Below are 19,936 nucleotides of genomic sequence, written 5' to 3'. Positions count from 1 at the left end.
GTATCGGATCAGGAAGCAGGGAAGCCGCTGTAGGCGGCCAGCGCGGCGCGGCGCGGGGTTTCGTTGGCCTGTGCGGCGAGCCAGGCATCGACCTCGGCTCGCGCCGGCACGCTGGTCTGCGCACCGAGGCGCGTGCAGGCCAGGGCCGACGCGGCACTGGCGAAGCGTAGCGCGTCCGCCAGCGAGGCATGCTGCGCCAGGCGGGCGGCCAGGGCGCCGCAGAAGGTGTCGCCGGCCGCGGTGGTATCGACGGCCTCCACCGGAAATGCGGGTTGCAGGAACAGTTCGCCGCCGCGCCGCGCGATGCAGCCGCGCGCGCCCAGCGTCACCACCACGCAGGGCACCTGCACGCGTGCGAGCTGTTCGGCCAGCGTGCCGGGGCCGGCCAGCGTGGCGAGTTCGCCTTCGTTGACGACCAGCACATCGACGTCGCCCAGCAGTCCCGCCGGCAGCGACGTGGCGGGCGCCGCATTGAGCATGACTTTCACGCCCGCAGTCCGCGCGACGTGCGCGAAGCTGGCGACCGTGTCCAGCGGGGTTTCCAGTTGCAGCAGCAGGTGGCTGACGCCCTGCAGCGATGGCAGGTGGTGCGGCCGCAGCGCGGCATTGGCGCCCGGGGCGACAGTGATCGCGTTCTCCGCATCATCGGACAGGCAGATGAAGGCCGTACCGCTGGCCACGTCCGGTGCACGGATGACATGCCGCTCGACACCGGCCTCGGCCAGCGCCCTGTCGAGCACGGTCGCGTAAGGATCGTCGCCCAGCGCGAGCAGCATGCGGGTGTACGCACCGCCGGCACGCGCGCTGGCCACCGCCTGGTTGGCGCCCTTGCCGCCGGGGAACGTCGCGAACTCGCGCCCCAGCACGGTCTCGCCGGGCGCCGGTACATGCGCGGCACGGACGACGAAATCGAGGTTGGCCGAGCCGGCCACCAGCACGGTACCTGCGGTCGTCATGGCGACACGTCCGCGTACACCTGCCGATAGAACGGACCGGCGAGCTTGGGAAGTGCAGGCGCGCCCTCCACCGGCAGATGCTGCGACATCAGCACGATGACGAGATGGCGCACAGGATCGATCGTGAAATAGGTGGACGCCGCGCCCGACCAGCCGAACTGGCCGGGCGAGCCGGGGCGCGTGGTCTTCGCCGGATCGGTGATGACATAGCCGCCCAGGCCGAAGCCTTCGCCGGGTTCCGGCGCGGGCACCGCAGGATCGAACGCGGCCAACTGGTCGCTCATCATCATCGCGACGGTCTCCCGCTTCAGCAGGCGTACGCCGTCCAGTTCCCCGCCGTTGGCGAGCATGCGCGCGAAGCGCAGGTAGTCGGCCGCGGTGGAATACAGTCCACCTGCACCACTCGTGTAAGCCCGCAGTGGCACGCCGGGCGTTCGCGCAGAAGGCGTGTCCGCGAGAACGCGATGACCTTCGGCATCGCGCGAGGTCAGTGCCATCACACGCGCCCGTTGCCCGGCGGGAACCTCGAAGCCGGTGTCGCGCATGCCGAGCGGCGACAGGATGCGCGCCTGCAGGAATCGATCGAACGGCTGGCCGCTGGCGACTTCGATGACGCGCGCCAGCACTTCGGTATTGACGCCGTCGTAGCGGAATCGGGTGCCAGGCTCGTCGGCCAGCGGTGCGCGCGCGACGCGGTCCGCGTAACCCGCGAGATCCGCGGCTTCTTCCGGCGCCTGCCGTTGCAGCAGCGCTGACGCGACGCGGATGTCGTCGCCGCCGGTGGCAAAGCCGGCCGTATGGGTCAGCAGATGGCGGACGGTCAGCGTGCGCGCCACCGGCGCGAGCTGCGGAGCGTCGGCATCGCCGCCGGTCACCCGCTTCAACTGCGCGAAGACCGGCAGGTACTTCGCCACCGGATCGTCCAGGCCCAGCCTGCCCTCTTCGACCAGCATCAGCGCCGCCACCGAGGTGACGGGCTTGGTCATGGAGTAGATGCGGAAGATCGCGTCTTCATGCAGCGACGTGCCCTGCGGGTCGGCATGGCCGAACGCGCCGTGGTAGATCACCTGGTCCTGCCTGGACACCAGGGCGACGGCACCCAGATAACCGTCGTCTCCAACGGCCTGCGCGAGGAAGGTGTCCAGCGGTGCGTGTGGCGGCACCGCAGACGGTGGCATCGCCGCCACGGAAGACGCGACCAGCGAGAGCATCAGGGCGATCCAGGCCCCGCGCCGTCCTGGAGAGGAGACGGCGCGGGGGGACGCAGCGTGGGGGAGAGCCGACATCCGTGGATCGTGGATCAGAACGTGTATTCGTAGGTGAACGAGTACATGCGGCCGCGGCCCGCCCAGTAGTTGCGGAAGCCCGGTACCTGCGACCAGGTCAGGATGTACTGCTTGTTGGCCAGGTTCTCGATGCCCACCGAGAAACGGCCCCACTTCTCCACGCGGTAGTTCATGCCGAGGTCGAACAGCGTGTAGCCCTCGGTGTGCTCCTCGTAGGAGTACGTCGCACCATCGAACTCGCGCACGTCGCTGCCGCTCAGATCGCGCGACAGCAGCGTGGTGGAGCCGAGGGTGACGTCGCCGGCCTCATTGAACTTCCAGCGCACGCTCAGGGCGATCTTGTCCGGATTGACGTCCAGCGCACCCATCGGCTTGTTGAGTCCGCCGGCGGGATAACGGCCGGTGGTATCGGCATTCCAGAACGCCGTCTTGCCGCGGATGCGCGAGTAGATGCCGCTGAGCTTCCAGTCTTCGTTGATGTTCCAGTCGCCGGAGAACTCGAAACCCTTGATCCGGGTCGGCGCGCGGTTCAGCACGAAGTCGTTGGTGGCCGGATCGATCGCGAGCGAGGTGCCGAAATCGGCCTTCGAGTCGTAGTACGACGCGCTGAATGACGTGGTGTCACCGCGCCAGTTGACGCCGACTTCGCGGTTGTCGACCACGATGGGCTGCAGGTCGATGATGCCGTCGACACTCTGGCCCGGATAATTGATGTTGCGCAGCGGGATGCCGACGTTCGGCAGACCGAAGCCCTCGCCATAGGCCGCGAACACGGACCACTGGTCGGTGATGCGCCAGATCGCACCGAAGTTGTACAGCGTCTCGGTGTAGGACAGCGTACCGCCCTGCACGAATACGCGGTTGCGGTACCAGGTGGTGGTGTAGTCATCCACGCTCAGTTCGCCGTCTTCGTGGCGGATACCGCCGCTGAAGGTCAGAGGACCGACATCCCAGCTCAGCTGGGCATATGGCGCGAGGCTTTCGTACGTCATCGGCGGCACCCACAGGCGATTGGTCAACGCCAGGCGCTGGTCGGCCTTGTCGCGGACCCAGTCGATACCGGCACGCAGCTCGAGACCGTCGACGCCGAACAGCTGGCCACGCACCCACGAGGGGCGGAAACCGACCTTGTCCGAGTTGATTTCCGACTGGTCCCAGATCAGGCCGTCGGGACCGTTCGGCGGGATGTCCGGGTCCTGGCGATCGGCGCCGTTCTCCGGCGGATAGCGCATGGCCTGGTCGGCCCAGTAAGCATTGAGGTTCAGCGTGCCGCCGAAGAAGTCGGCGTCGGTGTACTGCGCGTTGATCTGCCTGAAGTCGTTGAACTCGGCCTTGCTGCCGAAGATGTGGCCGCGCTCGGAGGTGTTCGGATGCGGATCTTCGCACCAGCCCGGCTCATAGCGGCAGCCATCCACCTGGATGTAGTTGCCGTTGCCTTCGATCTTGAAGTCGCTGTAGCTAATCTGCAGGCGCTTCTCGAGGTCTTCGCCGAAGTTGATGCCGCCCTTGACGAAGACGTTGCGCGTAACCGAATCGTGCAGCGAGCCGCTGGTGTTCATGCCCAGGCGCACGCCGTCGGCGTCGTAGCCCATGCCGCGGTCGATGCGCGAGACGCCGGCGACCAGATCGTAGTTGTCCTGCTTGTAGGCGTAGTTCAGGCCGAGCTTCCAGCCTGCACTGTCGTCCTCGAACTGGGTGGAGTAGCGGCTGAGGAAGCGGAACTCGCTGCCTTCCTTGGTCGGCACGGTGGAGATGTAGTTGATGATGCCGCCGGACGCGCCGACGCCCTCGGACGCGGAGGGACCGTTGATGACCTCGACGCGACCGACGATGCCCATGTCGGTGAACGTGGCGTTGCGGCTGCCATCGCGCAGCGGCGAACCCTGCGGCACGCCATCGAACAGACGGAGCGCCACGCGGCCACGCAGCGTCTCGCCGCTGTTGCTCATGGCCTGGGACGATTCGGCGTAGCCCGGCACGGTACGCGCCAGCACGGCGGTCGCATCTTCGGTGACCAGCAGCGTGTGCGCGATCTCTTCCTTGCTGACCAGCGATACCGCGCCCGGGATCCTGTCGACCGCCTTCGGCGAACGGACGCCGGTGACGATCACCTGGTCCAGGTCGGTGGCATCCTTCGCGCGCTCCTGTTCGGCGGCCGCATCCTGCGGCGGCGGGGTGTTCTGTTGGGCCTTGACGCTGGCGCTGACGGCAGCGGCCAGCAGGAAAACGCCGAACGCGGCGGGTACCTGTTTCATGGTCTGTTCTCGGAATGCTTCGGTGGACGGCGAGCGCGCGGGCGCGTCGGCGCGTGACTAGGTGGGTATGCGAGAAAGGCCGCCCTGGCGGCCGGCGTGCCCAGCGTTCCTCCCAGACGCGTGAACCCGACGATGGTCAAAGCCTAGGTCGACGTCCGTCACGGAAGAATCGCCCGCGGATATGTTCACAGGCTAGTTTTTGTAGCGTGCACTGCAACATCGCATCGCTCAGGCATGGCCGGTGGCGACGCGGCTCTCCTGCAGCAGCACGGTGACCAGGCGGATGCGCACCGACGAGCGCGACCACACCATGCCGATCCGCCGCGGCTCGCTGGGCAGCGGCAGCGGAATGCGCACCAGGTCCAGGCCTTCCGGCCACGGGCGCGCCCAGTCGGGCACCAGCGACACGCCCAGCCCGCGGTCCACCATCACCGCGATGGCGTTGAGCCCATTCAGCTCGAAACGCTCGTGCGGCACGATGCCGGCGGCGTGCAGGTAGTCGTCGGCCACGCGTCCGCCCCACTGGTTGCGGTCGTAGCGGATCAGCGGTTCGGTGCGCAGCAGCTCGTGCGGATCGCGGCCGGCCATCCGCGCTGGCGCGATCATCACCAGCGGTTCTTCGCGCAGCAGTTGCCAGTCGCAGGTCTTGGGCAGGTTGTAGGGCGCCTGCAGCACCAGCGCGGCATCCAGTTCGCCCGCCTCGACCGCGCGGTAGAGCTCGGCCGAGTAGCCCGGCCGGATATAGACGTTGATCTGCGGGAACTTGTCGACCATGCGCGCCAGGATGTCGGGCAGCATGCCGGCCAGCGCCGTGGGGCACGCGCCCAGGCGCAGTTCGCCGGAAACTTCGCTGTCGTTGGCGACGCTGCGCATGTCGGCCACGTCGCGCAGCAGGTCCCGTGCGCGCTGCAGGATGCGCGAGCCTTCCTCCGTCAGGCTGACGGTGCGGCCGGCGCGCGCGATCAGTGGCGCGCCGAGCTCGCGTTCCAGCGTGCGGATCTGCTGGGCGACCGCCGCAGGGGTGATGTTGAGCACGCGCGCGGCCGCGGCCATCGAGCCACGGTCCGCCACCACCACGAAGGTATTCAGGAACTGGGTGTCCACGCGCTCCCCCTGTCCGCGTCAGGCTACACGAGCACGGGCGAGGCAGCGACGGGACTTATGGCGCATGCGCGGTCATTCCGTACCCGTCACGGCGTCCTGGCGATGGATGGTCAGGCCTTGCAGCGAACGCGTCGGCGCCGGGAACAGCCAGCTCGCCGCATAGCCGATGACGATGCAGAGCAGGATCGAGATCGCCAGGTAGAAGTACGGATGCACAAGGTCCATGGACCAGATCAGCAGCGTCAGCACGATGCTGGAGCCGATGCCGATGGCGACGCCCTGCGAGTTCGCGCGGCGGGTGAACATGCCCAGGGTGTAGGCGCCCGCGAAACCACCCCCGAGCAGGCCGGCGAGTTCGATGGACACGTCGAACAGGGAGTGGATGTCGTAGCGCGACAGCACCAGCGCGATGGCGATACCGGCCAGGCCGACCAGCACACCCATGATCTCGGCGAACAGGACGCTCTTCTTGGGCGTCGGGTTCTTCGCCAGCTTCTCGTAGAAGTCGACCGACGCCAGCGTCGACACGCTGTTGATGATGCTGGACAGCGTGGACATGGCAGCGGCGAAGATGCCGGCGATGATCAGCCCGGTGACGCCTGCAGGCAATTCCGCCGCGATGAACAGCGGGAACGTCGCGTCGATCGGCAGCAGCGGGTTCATCCGCTCGGGGTGCGACTGGTAGTAGACGTACAGCGCGGTACCGATGGCATAGAAGAAGAAGCCGCCGGGGATCATGATCGCGGCGAACGTCCAGATCGAACGGCCGGCTTCCTTGTCGGACTTGGTCGACAGCACGCGCTGCATCAGCACCTGATCCTTCGGGAACGTCAGCACCACGTCGAACACGACCAGGAAGATGAAACCCCAGACCGTGGCCTTGGTGAGGTCGAAGCTGAAATCGAACAGCTGGGTCTTGTTCTCGGCCATCGCGACCTGGAGGAATTCCGGGACGCCGCCGTTGAGGTGGTAGATGATGAAGCCGATGGCGAAGATCGCGCCGCCGAACATCACGAACACCTGCACGAAGTCCGTCCAGATCACCGCCTTCATGCCACCCAGCGTGGTGTAGACGATGGTGAACACCCCCATGATCAGGATGCTCCACACCACGTCCAGGCCGGTGATCGTGGCGATCGCCAGCGCGGGCAGGAACAGGATGACGCTCATGCGGCTGCCGATCTGCATGGCGATGCACAGCGCACTGGCCAGCATGCGGATGGCCGGATGGAACCGCTTCTCGAGGTAGGAGAAGACGGACATCAGGTCCAGGCGACGCAGCAGGGGCACGATCCAGATGGCGACGAACACCAGCCCCAGCACCGCGATCAGGTTGTTGGTCAGGTACTGCCAGTTCGTCTCGAACGCCTTGGCCGGGATGGCGATGAAACTGATCGAACTGGTGTTCGTGGCGTACAGGCTGACGCCCGCTGCCCAGAACGGAATGCTGCGGCCGCCGACGAAGAAGTCCGCCGTCGAGGCACGCTTCTCCTGCAGGTAGAAGTACAGGCCGATGCCGACCATCGCGGCCAGATAGACCACGATCACCAGCCAGTCGAGCCACTTCAGCAGGTAGGTCTGCGCCGTCAGTTCGACCGTGCCGAGCGTCGATGCCTGCGTGTCCCAGCCGGCGAACCCGGTCCCCCAGGCCGTCAAGGTCGTCGGCAGCACGCCTTCCAACGCCGGCAGGTCTGCCCACGCGCGGGTGATGGTGTGGAACGTTGCCAGGCGGGGCGGCTTTCCGTCCGACGACTGCAGCAGGTACAGCACATGTGCCTGCCCGGTCGCACGCGCACCTTCGCTGGCAAGCACGCGGCCGGGAACCGGAGCCAGCGCCTGCCATCCGTTGTCGGGCGACCAGCGCCACACCGCGTCGTGCGGTTGCGCGGGTGCGGTGACGACCAGTTCGCCACGCTGGGCGACCAGCGTGCCGGCCGCAGCACCGCCCGGCCACGTCGGCATCGCTTGCCAGGCCGACATCGCCTGCGCGAGTGTGCGTCGCAACAGGTGCGGCTGCTTCGCGGCATCGACGCCGGCGACATAGAGGACGCCAGCATGTTCGGCGAGGCGGATGTCGTGCAACGCCACCGGGAGCGCAGGCAGCGACCGCAGCGACAGCCGGTCGCCGACCAGTTCCGCTGTCTGCAACGTGGCCGTCGCAACGTCATCCGTGGTGGATACGCGGTACAGCTTGTCGATGGCGGCGTTCTGCCAGCCGTCCCGTGCCGTCGCCCCTCCCGGGAGCTGCACCGGCTGCCATTGCGGTGACGCCGACGACCAGGCCAGCACGCGGTCATCGGAGAAGGCCAGCAGTCGCCCGCCCGCCGTTCGCAGTGCGTGCACCGGTGCCGGTGGCGCGGGCAGTGTCGACTGGCGGAGTCCTGCCAGGCTTTCCGCGAAGGCCGTTGCCGGCAGCAGTGCGAGCACGCAGGCGAGCAACAACAGGTAGCGCAGCCGCGCTCCCCAGGCCATGGAGCGCTGGATGGGCAGACGGGAAGGGCGCGTCACGCCTGCCGTCCTTCGGCCTGGGCGATCACGGCGCGCGCTCGCGCGAGAAACGGTGCATCCACCATGCGTCCTTCCACTGCATACACCCCGTCTCGTGCGGCATCGACGATGCTTCGCGCCGCGTCCACTTCTTCCTGCGTTGGTGCGAACACCGTATTGGCCCACGCTACCTGGCGCGGGTGCACACAGCTCTTGCCGACATAGCCGAGTGCGCGCGCAGATTCGGCTTCTGCGCGGAAGCCGGTTTCGTCGTCCAGCCCGGGAAAGGCGGCGTCATAGGCGAACACGCCCGCCTCGGCCGCCGCCATGCGCAATGCGTACTGTGCCGCGTGCACGTTGCGCAGGTCGGTGCGGCGGATGCCGTGTGGTTCGAACAGATCGCCGAGCCCAAGCTGCAGGCCACGCACGCGGGGATGCGCGATCGCGATGGCGACGGCATGGCGCAGCGCGCGCGGGGTCTCGATGTTGACGAGCAGGCCTGCACCACCCCGGATACCCAGCCTGGCTTCGATGGCTTCGATCTCCGCCGCGGCCTGCTTGAGCTGTTCGGCCGATTCGATCTTGGGCAGGTTGATCAGGTCGATGTCGAGCGGCAGCAACGCACGAAGATCGTCCTCCCACGCCGACGAGTGCCACGCGTTGGTACGGACGATCACCTGCTTGCCGGCCGCGCGATGCGGCGCATTGCGCAGATAGGCGGACACCTGGGTGCGCGCCTCCGCCTTGGCGGCGACCGCCACCGCGTCCTCCAGATCGAAGGACAGCATGTCGGCATCACCCGCCATCGCCTTGGCGAACAGCGCCGGGCGATCTCCGGGCACGAACAACTTGCTACGCATGGACGGCGCTCATCATGGCGCGCAGTCTGCGGGAAACAGGCAGACAGCAAAGCCCGCCCCGGCATTTTCAAACGATAGATTTTGCTGCGTCCGGAGATGTCGCAACGCAACATCTCCTGCGCTTCCGGAGCATCAGCGCTTGACGTCCAGACTGTTCTCGCCGAGGAACGCCTGCACATCCGCTGCGGCCACCAGATTGAAGTCGCCCGGCAACGAGTGCTTGAGGCAGGCCGCCGCCACGCCGAAGTGCAGCGCCTCGGCCGCGCTCAGGCCGGTCAGCCCACCGTGCAGCACGCCCGCCGCGAACGCGTCGCCCGTGCCGATGCGGTCGACGATCGGCGACACCTCGTAGGACGGCGTGGTCAACAGGCTGCCGTCACGCAGCGCGGTGATGCCCGACAGTGCATGGTGATCGACGCTGCGCTGCACGCGCACCGTGGCCGCCATCTGCTGCAGGTGCGGAAACGCCTTGAACGCGGCCGCCGCGCCTGCCGCGAAACGCTCCTGCGGAGTAGCCTGGGGGAAGTCCAGGCCGAGCACGACCTGAAGGTCGCGTTGACTGGCGAACAGGAGGTCGGCTTGCGACATCAGGCCGCGAAGGATCGCCGGTGCATCACCGCCCCAGGCGTCCCACAGCTTGGGACGGAAGTTGCCGTCGAACGATACCTTCGCCCCCGACGCCCGGGCTGCCTTGACCGCAAGCAGCACGCCGTCCGCAGCCGACTGGCCCAACGCCGGCGTCACGCCGGAGACGTGCAGCCAGTCCGCGCCTTCGAGCAGTGCAGGCCAGTCGTGCGTACCACCACCGGCGCGCGCGAATACCGAATCCGCCCGGTCGTACAGCACTTCGCTCGGCCGCTGGATGGCGCCGGGCGTCAGGAAGTAAAGACCCATGCGCCCGGCCGACTGCTGCACTGCACGCGTGTCGACGCGGTACCTGCGCAACTCGCCCAGTGCGGCTTCACCCAGCGCGTTGTCCGTGACGAGTCCCACCATGCGCGCGTCGTGGCCGAAACGCGCCAGCGACACGGCGACATTCGCCTCCGCACCGCCGACATGGACATCGAGCACCGGCGATTGCAACAGCACTTGGCGACCCGGTGCGCCGAGGCGCAGCAGCAGCTCACCGAAACAGACGATCTTCCCCATCTCCCCTCTTCTCCCGTGGCGTTGAGGCCATGCGCCTTGCAGGCCGTTCCGGCTTGTCCATGGGACAAGATAAACCGGCCCGTCAGACAGTTGTTGTTGCAGCGCACACTCTGTTAGCGTTGTTTTTGACCAGCGGTGTCATTTTATCACCCAGGCAAGATTCGAACAGGGAAATCAAGCGCTTTTACCAACAAAACAGTCGCTACGCGCGGCCATGGTCCCTTGAGGAGGGGAGGAACATGCCAGTACGTCACTACCGCCGGAAGACACCGGTTACCTTGCTTGCCGTTTCGATCGGGCTGGCGCTGCAGATGACCGCGGCCGCTCACGCCCAGGAGACGACACAGGCACCTGCAGAAGCCACACAGGAGGCCGTGGACACCACGCTCGACACGATCAGCGTGACGGGCTACCGCGCCAGCCTGGAGAAGGCGATGGACATCAAGCGTGGCGAGGCCGGCGTGGTGGATGCCATCGTCGCCGAGGACATCGCCGACTTCCCGGACCTCAATCTCGCCGAGTCGTTGCAGCGCATTCCCGGCGTGTCGATCACCCGCGACGGCGGTGAAGGTCGCAACATCTCCGTGCGCGGCCTTGGCCCGCAGTTCACCCGCGTCCGCATCAACGGGATCGAAGCACTGGCCACCGGCGGCGGCACCGACACCGCTGGCGGCGTCAATCGCGGTCGCGGTTTCGACTTCAATACGTTCGCGTCCGAGCTGTTCAGCCAACTGGTGGTGCGCAAGACTTCGTCGGCCGACACCGAAGAAGGCTCACTCGGTGCGACAGTCGACCTGCGCACGGCGCGCCCGTTCGATTACGACGGCTTCACGATGGTCGTCGGCGGCCAGGCCAGTTACAACGACCTGCTGGAAGAAACCGATCCACGCGGTACGTTCCTGATCAGCAACACCTTCGCAGACAACACGATCGGCGCCCTGCTGTCGGTGGCGTACACCGATCGCAAGGTGATCGAAGAGGGCTCGGATTCCGTGCGCTGGTGGACCGCCCAGAGCGGTACCAACTTCTTCAATCCCAGCTCCCCGTACACCGCGGCCCTGGATCCGAACGTATTCCATCCGCGCATCCCCCGCTACAACGTCTACCTGCACGATCAGGAGCGCATCGGCGTCACCGGGTCGCTGCAGTTCAAGCCGAGCGCCGACACCGAACTCTCGTTCGATGCACTGTATGCACGCTTCGACGCGAATCGCTACCAGGACAACATCAACGCCGTCTCGTTCAGCCGGACCAATCCGGCCGGCAAGCAGAACACGATCGTGCGTGACGGCGAGATCGATGCCAACGGCAACCTGGTGTACGGCCTGTTCGACAACGTCGACATCCGCTCCGAGGGGCGTTACGACGAGCAGACCACCGAGTTCAAGCAGTGGGGCGCGGAGCTTCGGCACCGCTTCAACGACTCATTGTCCATGCATGCGCTGCTCGGCGGTGTCAGGTCGACCTATGAGAACCCGATCCAGACCACCGTCATCATGGACAAGTTCGATGTCGACGGATACTCGTGGGATTACCGCGGCAACAGCCGTTTGCCGGTATTCAACTACGGCAACATGGACCCGCTGGATCCGAACGGCTGGACGCTCGCGGAGATCCGCCTGCGTCCGCAGTCGACGAGCAACGACTACGACGCGCAGCAGATCGACCTGACGTGGATCGCTTCGTCCTACTTCACCCTGAAGGGCGGTGTCCACCACAAGGACTACACCTTCGAGTCGAAGGAATGGCGTCGCTCGAACGAAACGGCCGTCCCGGCAATGACGAGCGCGACGCTGGCGACGCTCCTGCGGCAGTTCGGTACCTACGGCATCGGCGCCGGTGGCGTGAACCGCTGGCTGGTGCCGGACGTCAACGCCTTCCAGCAAGCGCTGGGCATCCATGACGGTACCGGTATCTACGAGGTCTACGACAACCTGTCGTCGCTCGCGGCGAACAACCGCACCGTCAACGAGAAGAGCCTTGGTTACTACGTGCAGGGCGACTTCAACTTCGACGTCGGCTCGGTTCCGGTGCGCGGCAACGTCGGTGTCCGCCGCGTGGACACCAAGCTCACGAGCGACGGCTGGTCATTCCTGGGTGCGGTGGCGGTACCTACCCAAGTGGTCCACGAATACAGCGATACCCTGCCCTCGTTCAATCTGGCGGCAGAGATCACGTCCGACTTCGTGGTCCGCCTGGCGGGCGCCGAAGTGATGACGCGCCCAAACCTCGGCTTCCTCAATCCCGGCGCGACGGTCAGTGCTTCCGGCGGTGCCTTCACGGTCACCACCGGCAATCCTAAGCTCGAGCCGTTCCGTGCCAAGACCCTGGACCTCAACCTCGAGTGGTACTTCACCAACGAGGCGCTGCTGTCGTTGGGCCTGTTCTACAAGGATATCGACAGCTACATCCAGAACTCGCGCGAAAGCCGTCCCTACAACACCTCGGGGCTCCCCAACGAGCTGCTCAACGGCACCATCGCCACGCCCGAGGACATCTTCACCTTCAATCAACCGCTGAACACGCCGGGTGGCGAACTGCGTGGCTACGAACTCAGCTACCAGCAACCCTTCACCTTCCTGCCAGGCTTCTGGAAAGACTTTGGTGTGCAGCTGAACTACACCTACGTCGACTCCGACATCCAGTACCTCAGTGCTGCCGGCGTGCCGACAGTAAAGGGACCGCTGGTCGGGCTGTCCAAGAACGCCTGGAACGCCACGCTGTACTACGACAACAACAAGTTCTCGGCCCGCGTTTCCGCCGCGTACCGCGATGAATTCGTCAATACCATTCCGGGGCGCGAAGGCAGCGACGTCGAGGCGACGTCGGAGTTCACCACCGTGGATGCTTCCTTGTCGTACAACATCACCGACAAGCTGACGATCTCGCTGGAAGGCCTGAACCTGACCGACGAGTGGACCGACATGTGGATGGACACGGCAGGTGATCGGTCGATCGCGTACACCCACACCGGTCGCCAGTACATGCTGGGTTTCCGCTACAAGTTCTGATGCAACACAGTCCCGCCCCTCCTTCTTGGGGGGGCACCAAAGCCCGGCCACCTCTCCTGGCCGGGCTTTTTCTTGCCCGCTGCAATACCCGACGTCCAGCCCTAGTTCCATCAGGGAGGACTGACAGCGATGCGCGCGAGCGGCAGGATCCGACGCCGCGCCGGCGGGTGCGTTGGTGCGAAGACTCAGTGCATCGCGCCCCACCATTGCGTCGAGCGCTCTCTGCACGCGTCCACGTAAGGCATGGGCAGCCTCGCCGCACTACCGATCAATGCCAGCCGATCGCGCTACGGAAGGCAAAGAAGAAGGCCCGCCTGTCGGCGGGCCTTCTGATCAGGGAGGTGTCGTCAGCGCGACGCACATTCCAGCAGACTGTTCCGGCGACTTACCTCAGCGGTTCTCCCCGCGGATAACTGCCGGACACCGGCTCCATCACCTCGAGATTCCATTCGCTCTCGACGAATGCCTTGCGGGCTTCCTTGTACTGCGGATAGCCGCCGACCTGTTCCTGGCTGTCGATGATCTCGCCGCGCCCTTCGATGACGTCGGCGACGATGCGGCGATCGATCAGGTCGCGGTTCCAGGGCGTGGCGCCGACGGTTTCAATGACCGTGTCCTGCACCTTGTCCGACGGTAGCAGGTTGACACCAAACGGCAGTGGCGGCGCCTGCTTCACGCGATTCAACTTCACCGGTGCCGTGGTGTAGCTGCCGGTCTCCTGGATGGTCTTGTGGCCGACGCGATCGACCACCAGGTTGTCCTGCGCGTAGAGATCCAGGTCGCCCGAACCGCCGATCATCATGAAGGCGAGTGGCTCGGTCGACTTGCCGGCGCGCATGACATTGCCACGCACGGCCATCTCGCCCTTCGAGTACGGGTGGCCCAGCCACTCTTCCGCGATCAGGTTGTAGTGGATCGCGCGTTGCCCCGGGTTGTAGATCAGGTTGTTGATCACCTGTCCGCGTGCACCGCCCTTGAACAGCGGACTGCGTTCGTAGTTGTGCGCGTAGAGATTGCCGACGATCAGCACGTCGTTCACGTGATCGTGGATCAGCGAGCCCTTCGAGTGCTCGCCCTTGGGGTGGGTGGAATGCGCCAGCCCTTCGCTGACGATGTTGTTGCTGTAGGTGATCCGGCGCGAGGCATTGGCCATCCACTCGGCTTCGTTCTCGCCATGGAAGCGCGTGCTGGAAGCGCTGAGATTCTCGTCCGTCGCCCAGGTGAGCGAGCAATGATCGACGATCACGTCATGGGCGCCGCGCACGGTGGTGATGGCGTCGATGTCGCCGGACCGCGTCGGCATGCCACCGTCGCCCGGCCGGATGCGGATGTGGCGGACCACCACGTCATGCGTGGCGATGGTCAGCCCGCCTTTGATGATGGTGACGCCGGGATGCGGCGCGGTCTGGCCGGCGATGGTCAGGAAGGGCTCGGTGATGCGCAACTCCTTCATACCCAGGTCGATCACGCCACCGACCTCGAACACCACGATGCGCGGCCCGCTGCCGGTCACCGCTTCCTTGAACGAACCGGGACCGTCCGCCGCCAGGGTGGTGACGCGGACGATCTTGCCGCCGCGTCCACCGGGCGTATGCGCCGCTGCGCCCTGGGCGCCCGGGAATGCGAGGGGACGCGTTTCGGCCGCCCATGCGGTGGTCGTGGCGAACGCGATCAGCAGGGCGACCGCGCCGCGGACCAGCCTTCGGGACCGCATCGACGCGGTTGAACGGGTATCAAGCATTGGCTCCCTCCCAGGAGTAAGCGACGCATCGTGGCATCGGGATGGATTTTGCGGCAGTGCACATTGTCAATGACACCGGTTTACCATATACAGGCCATCAGCCTGCACTGTCACTCGGCGGTGCAACAAACGCAGCGGGGAGAGCCCACTTGAGTAACGACCGCAACGCCCACGCCGACGCGCCCATCCTGGCCGCCATCGCGGACAGTTTTGTCGGCGCGCGGCGCCAGGGGCGTGCCCTGACCGGGTTTCCCGGCGAGATTCCGGAAGACCTGGTCACCGCCTACCGCGTGCAGGATCTGGCGATCGCGCAATGGCCGGACCAGGTGGTGGGCTGGAAGGTGGGCTTCATCGCCCCGGAACGACGCGATGCATCCGGCGACGAGCGCCTGCTGGGCCCGATCTTCGCGCGACAGCTGCAGATGACTACCGGTAGTCATTCGGTGTTCCAGATCTTCGCCGGCGGCTTCGGTGCCGTGGAAGCGGAGTACGTGCTGCGTCTCGACGCCGACGCGCCGGCCGACAAGACCGACTGGACGCCGGACGAAGCCGCTGCGGTGCCTTCGACATTGTTCATCGGCATGGAGGTGGCCAGCAGTCCGCTGGCCACGATCAACCAGCTGGGCCCCCGCGTGGTCGTGTCGGACTTCGGCAACAACAACGGGCTGGTGGTGGGTCCCGAGATTCCCGCCTGGACAGAGCGCAGCGATGCGTCGTTGACCTGCTCTACCTGGATCGATGGCCGGCAGGTCGGCCAGGGAGGTGCCACCACGCTGCCCGGCGGCCTGCGTGCGGCGTTCGCGTTCGCGCTGGCGCGTTCCGCGCGTCGCGGCCGGCCACTCAAGGCCGGCGACCTGATCGCCACGGGCAATGCGACCGGCATCCACGACATCCTGCCGGGCCAGCAGGCCCGCATCGACTTCGATGGACATGGCAGCATCGAATGCCTGGCCGCGGCTGCGACACCGAAGGACGAGGGAGACTGGCGCGCATGATGAATCGTCGTCGTTTCCTGGCCGGCGGACTCGGCGTCGCGGCTTCCCTGCCCTTGGCAGGGAAGCACGTCCTGGCCGACGAGGGCCGGCACGTGCTGACCGCGACCGACGTGCACGTGAAGGACTATCCGACGGTGGAAGCCGTGCGCTGGATCGGCGACACGATGGCGCGCGAGACCGGTGGGCGGGTGACGCTGCGCCAGTACCACTCGGGCCAGCTGGGTCGCGAGTCGGAAGCCATCGACATGGCGCGCTTCGGTGCCATCGACATCACCCGCGTGTACGCCGGCGCGTTGAACAACGCATTCCCGCTGACCCAGGCGCTGTGCCTGCCCTACGTTTTCGATTCGGTGCCGCACATGCGGCGCGCGATGGATGGGGGTATCGGCCAGGCGGTGCTGGATGGATTCGCCAAGCGGGGACTGGTGGGCCTGGCCATCTACGATTCCGGCGCCCGCTGCTTCTACAACACCAAGCACGCCATCAATGCACCCACCGACCTGCATGGACTGAAGATCCGGGTGCCGGTGTCGGACATCTTCATCCGCATGCTGCGCCTGTTCGGCGCCAATCCCACACCGCTGTCCCTGGGCGAGGTGTTCTCCGGCCTGGAGACGCACATGATCGACGGTGCGGAGAACAACATCCGCAGCTTCCACTCCAGCCGCCATTTCGAGGCGGCGCACTACTGGTCGCAGACCAACCATTCGTATGCACCTGACGTGCTGCTGGTGTCGCAACGCACGCTGGAAGGCCTGCAGCCACGTGATCGCGCGCTGCTGATCGAGACCGCGCGCCAGTCGGTCGGCGTGATGCGTTCGTTGTGGGATGCGTCGGAAGCCAAGGCAAGGGAAGCCGTATTTGCGGCGGGCGTGAAGCACAACGAGGCGGATCTGGCCGCCTTCGCGCGCGCCTCGCAGCCGCTGCTGTCCGAGTACCGCAACGACCCGGCGATCGACGCGCTGTACCGCCGCATCCGCGACCTGGCCTGAGAACCGACGATGTCCGAAGAATCCACGCCACCTCCCGCCACGCCGCTGCAGCGCGGCATGGACCTGCTGTCCAATGCCGCGGTCGCGGTTGCGGTCGTCGCGCTGCTGGGCCTGGTGGCCGTGCAGGGCTGGCAGGTGATTGCCCGTTACGTCATCAACGACTCGCCCAGTTGGACCGAGCCGGTCACCGTGCTGTTGCTGACCACCGCCATGAGCCTCGGTGCCGCTGCAGGCGTCCACACCAATCGCCATTTCGGCTTCTTCCTGCTGGCCGATGCAGTGGGGCCCCGCCTGAAGCGGCTGTTGCATGCCCTGTCGCCGCTGGTGATCGCGGCCATCGGTGGCGTGATGGCGTATTGGGGTGCGGTACTGCTGATGGACGGACTGGATATCCGCATCGCAGGCGCCTCGATGCCGCAAAGCATCGGCTATCTGCCCCTCGCGATCGGGGGCGTGCTGATGGTGGTGTTCGCCCTGTACCGACTGCTCCTGGTGCTGCGCGCGCCGTTGAACGACGAGGCCCGCTGACCCATGGCAATCACCCTGCTCTTCTCGATCTTCGCGATCCTGCTGCTGATCGGTGTGCCCGTCGCCTATGCCTTGGCTGCCGCATCGCTGGCCACACTGCTTTACCTCGACCTGCCCAGCATCGTGCTGGTCCAGCAGATCTCGTCGGGCACAGGCTCGGCATCGCTGATCGCGATCCCGCTCTTCATCTTCGCCGGCGAGATCATGCTGCGCGGCGGCATCTCGGAACGGTTGATCAGTCTGGCCGCTTCGCTGGTCGGGCGCCTGCGCGGTGGCCTGGGTCAGGTAAGCATCCTGTCGTCGCTGTTCTTCGGCGGCGTGTCGGGCTCGGCGATCGCCGACGTGTCGGCCGTGGGCGGGACGATGATCCCGCAGATGGTCAAGCGCGGTTACGACCGCGACTTCGCGGTCAACGTCAGCATCACCGCCGCGCTGGTGGCGCTGCTGGTGCCGCCCTCGCACAACCTGATCCTGTTCTCGGCCGCGGCCGGCGGTGGCCTTTCCATCGCCGACCTGTTCGCTGCCGGTATCGTGCCAGCGCTGCTGATGACGGCCGTCCTGATGGTCACGGGCTGGGCCGTGGCCTGCAAGCGGGGTTACGGCACCGAACCTTTCCCCGGCATGCGCGCGGTGATGCTTCGCCTGGTCGCAGCACTGCCGGGACTGGGACTGGTGGGCCTGATCTTCTTCGGCATCCGCGCCGGCATCTTCACGGCGGTAGAGAGCGCCGCCATCGCCGTGGTCTATGCGCTGCTGGTGACGAGCGCGCTGTACCGGCAACTGTCGTGGAAGGAGTTCTTCGGCACGGTGACCCACGCCGCACGCACGACGGGCGTCATCCTGTTCGTGATCGCCACCGCCGCCGTGTTCGGATGGCTGCTCGCCTACCTGCAGGTGCCGGCCGCCGCCGTCGACGCCCTGCAGTCCATCGCCCACAGCAAGTACACCGTGCTGCTGCTCATCGTGCTGGTACTGCTGCTGCTCGGCACGTTCATGGACCTGGCGCCGATGATCCTCATCTGCACGCCCATCTTCCTGCCGGTCGCGCGCGCGTACGGCATCGATCCGATCCACTTCGGGCTGGTGCTGGTGCTGACAGGCGGCCTGGGTCTGGTGACGCCGCCGGTGGGCTCGGTGCTGTTCATTGGCACGGCCATCGGCAAGATCACGATCGCCCAGAGCATGCGCACCATCTGGCCCTTCTGGCTGGCCGGCGTGGCGGTGCTGCTGGTAGTGACCCTGTTCCCCGAACTGTCACTTTGGCTGCCACGAGCGCTGAAGGGATGAATCCGAACCCCGCAGTGCGGACGGGCAAGGCGCCGGCACGTAATTCCCGCTATCGCGCCGGGCCGATCCCCAGCCGCTAGAATCCTTCCGACAGACGAACGGACCCGCCCTGCCCCATGCCCGCGCGCAAGAAGCCCGAAACCCCCGCCGCCCTGCCCACCGGTGGCAAGGCCGCGACCATCAACGACATCGCGCGGCTTTCCGGCGTCTCCAAGAAGACCGTCTCCCGCATCATCAACCACTCGCCGCTGGTCCGTAAGGACACCCGCGAGAAGGTCGAAGCGCTGATGCGGGACGTGGGCTACGTGCCCGATCCGATGGCCCGCGGCCTGGCGTTCCGCCGCTCCTTCCTGATCGGCATGGTCTACGACAACCCGACCGCGCAGTACATCGTGAACATGCAGTACGGCGCGCTGGATGCGCTGCGCGACTCGGGCTTCGAGCTGGTCGTGCATCCCTGCGACAGCCGCAGCCCGGGTTACATCGATGGCGTGCGCCGCTTCGTGCAGCAACAGAAGCTGCATGGCGTGATGCTGGTGCCGCGCGCATCGGAAGACCAGGCGTTGGCCGACATGCTGGCCGAGATCGGCTGCCGCTACACGCGCATCGCCTCGGTATCGATGGACGAACCGTCGCGCATGGTGGTGACGCACGACCGCGACGGCGCCGCCGAAGCGGCCGAGTACCTGCTGTCGCTGGGCCACACCGATATCGCGCTGATCACCGGTCCCGCAGCGTACCGGTCGTCGATCGAGCGCACCGACGGCTTCGTGCAGGCGCTGGCCAAGCGCGGCCTGGAATTGCCCAAGTCGCGGATCATCGAAGCAGGTTATACCTTCGAGTCCGGCGTGGTCGCCGCCGAGAAGCTGCTGTCCGGCAAGAACCGTCCCACCGCCATCTTCACTGGCAACGACGAAATGGCCGCAGGCGTCTACAAGGTGGCCATGCGCGCCGGCATCAGCATCCCGCGCCAGCTGTCGGTGGTCGGGTTCGACGACAGTCCGCTCGCGTCCCGGCTGTGGCCTTCGCTGACCTCGGTCCGCCGCAACACCCGCGATACCGGCCGTACCGCGGCCGCCATGCTGATCCAGCCGGAAGGCACGCCGATGCTCGCCGCCGCCAGCATCCGCCCGCACCTGGTCATCCGCGACTCCTCGCAGCCCCCCGAGTAAGCCTTGCCGCGTCGGTGGTTGTCCCGCTGCCGCACCGCAAAATGACACCGGTTACCAAAGTCATTAGAATCGCCCCCACGACTTCCCGACGCCCCGCTTCATGGGCGTCCGCA

At 66.4% G+C, this 19,936-nt stretch carries 14 protein-coding genes; 6 read left to right on the top strand and 8 right to left on the bottom strand.

Translation table 11 applies throughout. The features are described from left to right. Positions 1 to 8 precede the first annotated feature (8 nt). From IB225_RS09530 to IB225_RS09500, 7 genes are all read right to left on the bottom strand, one after another. Complete coding sequence (locus IB225_RS09530; protein ID WP_192311033.1) at positions 9 to 956, bottom strand: ribokinase; 948 nt, start codon at positions 954 to 956, stop codon at positions 9 to 11. Next, positions 953 to 2,167 (bottom strand): serine hydrolase domain-containing protein, encoded by a 1,215-nt coding sequence (locus IB225_RS09525; protein WP_192311032.1) that lies wholly within the window; start codon positions 2,165 to 2,167, stop codon positions 953 to 955. The genes IB225_RS09530 and IB225_RS09525 overlap by 4 nt, the downstream gene beginning before the upstream one ends. Before the next feature lie 89 nt (positions 2,168 to 2,256). Continuing rightward, positions 2,257 to 4,497 (bottom strand): TonB-dependent receptor, encoded by a 2,241-nt coding sequence (locus tag IB225_RS09520; protein ID WP_192311031.1) that lies wholly within the window; start codon positions 4,495 to 4,497, stop codon positions 2,257 to 2,259. A 228-nt stretch (positions 4,498 to 4,725) separates the two neighbouring features. After that, complete coding sequence (locus IB225_RS09515) at positions 4,726 to 5,601, bottom strand: LysR family transcriptional regulator (protein ID WP_192311030.1); 876 nt, start codon at positions 5,599 to 5,601, stop codon at positions 4,726 to 4,728. Between the two features lie 72 nt (positions 5,602 to 5,673). Next, entirely contained in the window at positions 5,674 to 8,109 is a 2,436-nt protein-coding gene (locus IB225_RS09510) for a sodium:solute symporter (RefSeq protein ID WP_345776604.1), read from the bottom strand. Further along, positions 8,106 to 8,948, bottom strand: a complete 843-nt coding sequence (locus IB225_RS09505) for a CoA ester lyase (RefSeq protein WP_192311029.1) — start codon at positions 8,946 to 8,948, stop codon at positions 8,106 to 8,108. Before IB225_RS09505 ends, IB225_RS09510 begins: the two co-directional genes overlap by 4 nt. A 132-nt stretch (positions 8,949 to 9,080) precedes the next feature. After that, complete coding sequence (locus IB225_RS09500) at positions 9,081 to 10,097, bottom strand: sugar kinase (RefSeq protein ID WP_192311028.1); 1,017 nt, start codon at positions 10,095 to 10,097, stop codon at positions 9,081 to 9,083. Positions 10,098 to 10,336: 239 nt separating this feature from the next. On the opposite strand from IB225_RS09500, the gene IB225_RS09495 reads away from it, so the two are divergent. Beyond that, positions 10,337 to 13,108 carry a TonB-dependent receptor gene (locus IB225_RS09495; protein WP_192311027.1) on the top strand — a complete coding sequence of 924 codons (2,772 nt, stop codon included), beginning with the start codon at positions 10,337 to 10,339 and terminating at the stop codon, positions 13,106 to 13,108. 385 nt (positions 13,109 to 13,493) lie between these two features. Here the strand turns inward: IB225_RS09495 and IB225_RS09490 are convergent, their stop codons facing one another. Further along, positions 13,494 to 14,822 carry a pectate lyase gene (locus IB225_RS09490; protein WP_192311026.1) on the bottom strand — a complete coding sequence of 443 codons (1,329 nt, stop codon included), beginning with the start codon at positions 14,820 to 14,822 and terminating at the stop codon, positions 13,494 to 13,496. Between the two features lie 215 nt (positions 14,823 to 15,037). Between IB225_RS09490 and IB225_RS09485 the strand changes: the two genes are divergently transcribed. From IB225_RS09485 to IB225_RS09465, 5 genes are all read left to right on the top strand, one after another. Beyond that, positions 15,038 to 15,844 (top strand): 2-keto-4-pentenoate hydratase, encoded by an 807-nt coding sequence (locus tag IB225_RS09485; RefSeq protein WP_225583777.1) that lies wholly within the window; start codon positions 15,038 to 15,040, stop codon positions 15,842 to 15,844. Then, the gene (locus IB225_RS09480; RefSeq protein ID WP_192311024.1) at positions 15,841 to 16,836 is read left to right on the top strand and encodes a TRAP transporter substrate-binding protein; all 996 of its coding nucleotides are present in this window, start codon (positions 15,841 to 15,843) and stop codon (positions 16,834 to 16,836) included. Before IB225_RS09485 ends, IB225_RS09480 begins: the two co-directional genes overlap by 4 nt. A 9-nt stretch (positions 16,837 to 16,845) precedes the next feature. Beyond that, positions 16,846 to 17,364, top strand: coding sequence for a TRAP transporter small permease (locus IB225_RS09475; RefSeq protein ID WP_192311023.1), 519 nt, complete (start codon positions 16,846 to 16,848; stop codon positions 17,362 to 17,364). Positions 17,365 to 17,367: 3 nt separating this feature from the next. Next, positions 17,368 to 18,651, top strand: coding sequence for a TRAP transporter large permease (locus IB225_RS09470; RefSeq protein WP_192311022.1), 1,284 nt, complete (start codon positions 17,368 to 17,370; stop codon positions 18,649 to 18,651). A 116-nt stretch (positions 18,652 to 18,767) separates the two neighbouring features. Beyond that, on the top strand, positions 18,768 to 19,823 hold the full coding sequence (locus tag IB225_RS09465) for a LacI family DNA-binding transcriptional regulator (RefSeq protein ID WP_192270758.1): 1,056 nt from the start codon (positions 18,768 to 18,770) through the stop codon (positions 19,821 to 19,823). Positions 19,824 to 19,936 lie beyond the last annotated feature (113 nt).

Origin of the sequence: Pseudoxanthomonas sp. PXM02 (genome assembly GCF_014851805.1) — a bacterium.
GTDB lineage: Bacteria > Pseudomonadota > Gammaproteobacteria > Xanthomonadales > Xanthomonadaceae > Pseudoxanthomonas_A.
This window is presented reverse-complemented; position numbering and strand designations above follow the sequence as displayed.

Coding starts and splice junctions, on each gene's coding strand:
- IB225_RS09530 (WP_192311033.1), bottom strand. CDS start 956: ATGACGACCGCAGGTACCGTGCTGGTGGCCGGCTCGGCCAACCTCGAT.
- IB225_RS09525 (WP_192311032.1), bottom strand. CDS start 2,167: ATGCTCTCGCTGGTCGCGTCTTCCGTGGCGGCGATGCCACCGTCTGCG.
- IB225_RS09520 (WP_192311031.1), bottom strand. CDS start 4,497: ATGAAACAGGTACCCGCCGCGTTCGGCGTTTTCCTGCTGGCCGCTGCC.
- IB225_RS09505 (WP_192311029.1), bottom strand. CDS start 8,948: ATGCGTAGCAAGTTGTTCGTGCCCGGAGATCGCCCGGCGCTGTTCGCC.
- IB225_RS09500 (WP_192311028.1), bottom strand. CDS start 10,097: ATGGGGAAGATCGTCTGTTTCGGTGAGCTGCTGCTGCGCCTCGGCGCA.
- IB225_RS09495 (WP_192311027.1), top strand. CDS start 10,337: ATGCCAGTACGTCACTACCGCCGGAAGACACCGGTTACCTTGCTTGCC.
- IB225_RS09490 (WP_192311026.1), bottom strand. CDS start 14,822: ATGCGGTCCCGAAGGCTGGTCCGCGGCGCGGTCGCCCTGCTGATCGCG.
- IB225_RS09480 (WP_192311024.1), top strand. CDS start 15,841: ATGATGAATCGTCGTCGTTTCCTGGCCGGCGGACTCGGCGTCGCGGCT.
- IB225_RS09475 (WP_192311023.1), top strand. CDS start 16,846: ATGTCCGAAGAATCCACGCCACCTCCCGCCACGCCGCTGCAGCGCGGC.
- IB225_RS09470 (WP_192311022.1), top strand. CDS start 17,368: ATGGCAATCACCCTGCTCTTCTCGATCTTCGCGATCCTGCTGCTGATC.
- IB225_RS09465 (WP_192270758.1), top strand. CDS start 18,768: ATGCCCGCGCGCAAGAAGCCCGAAACCCCCGCCGCCCTGCCCACCGGT.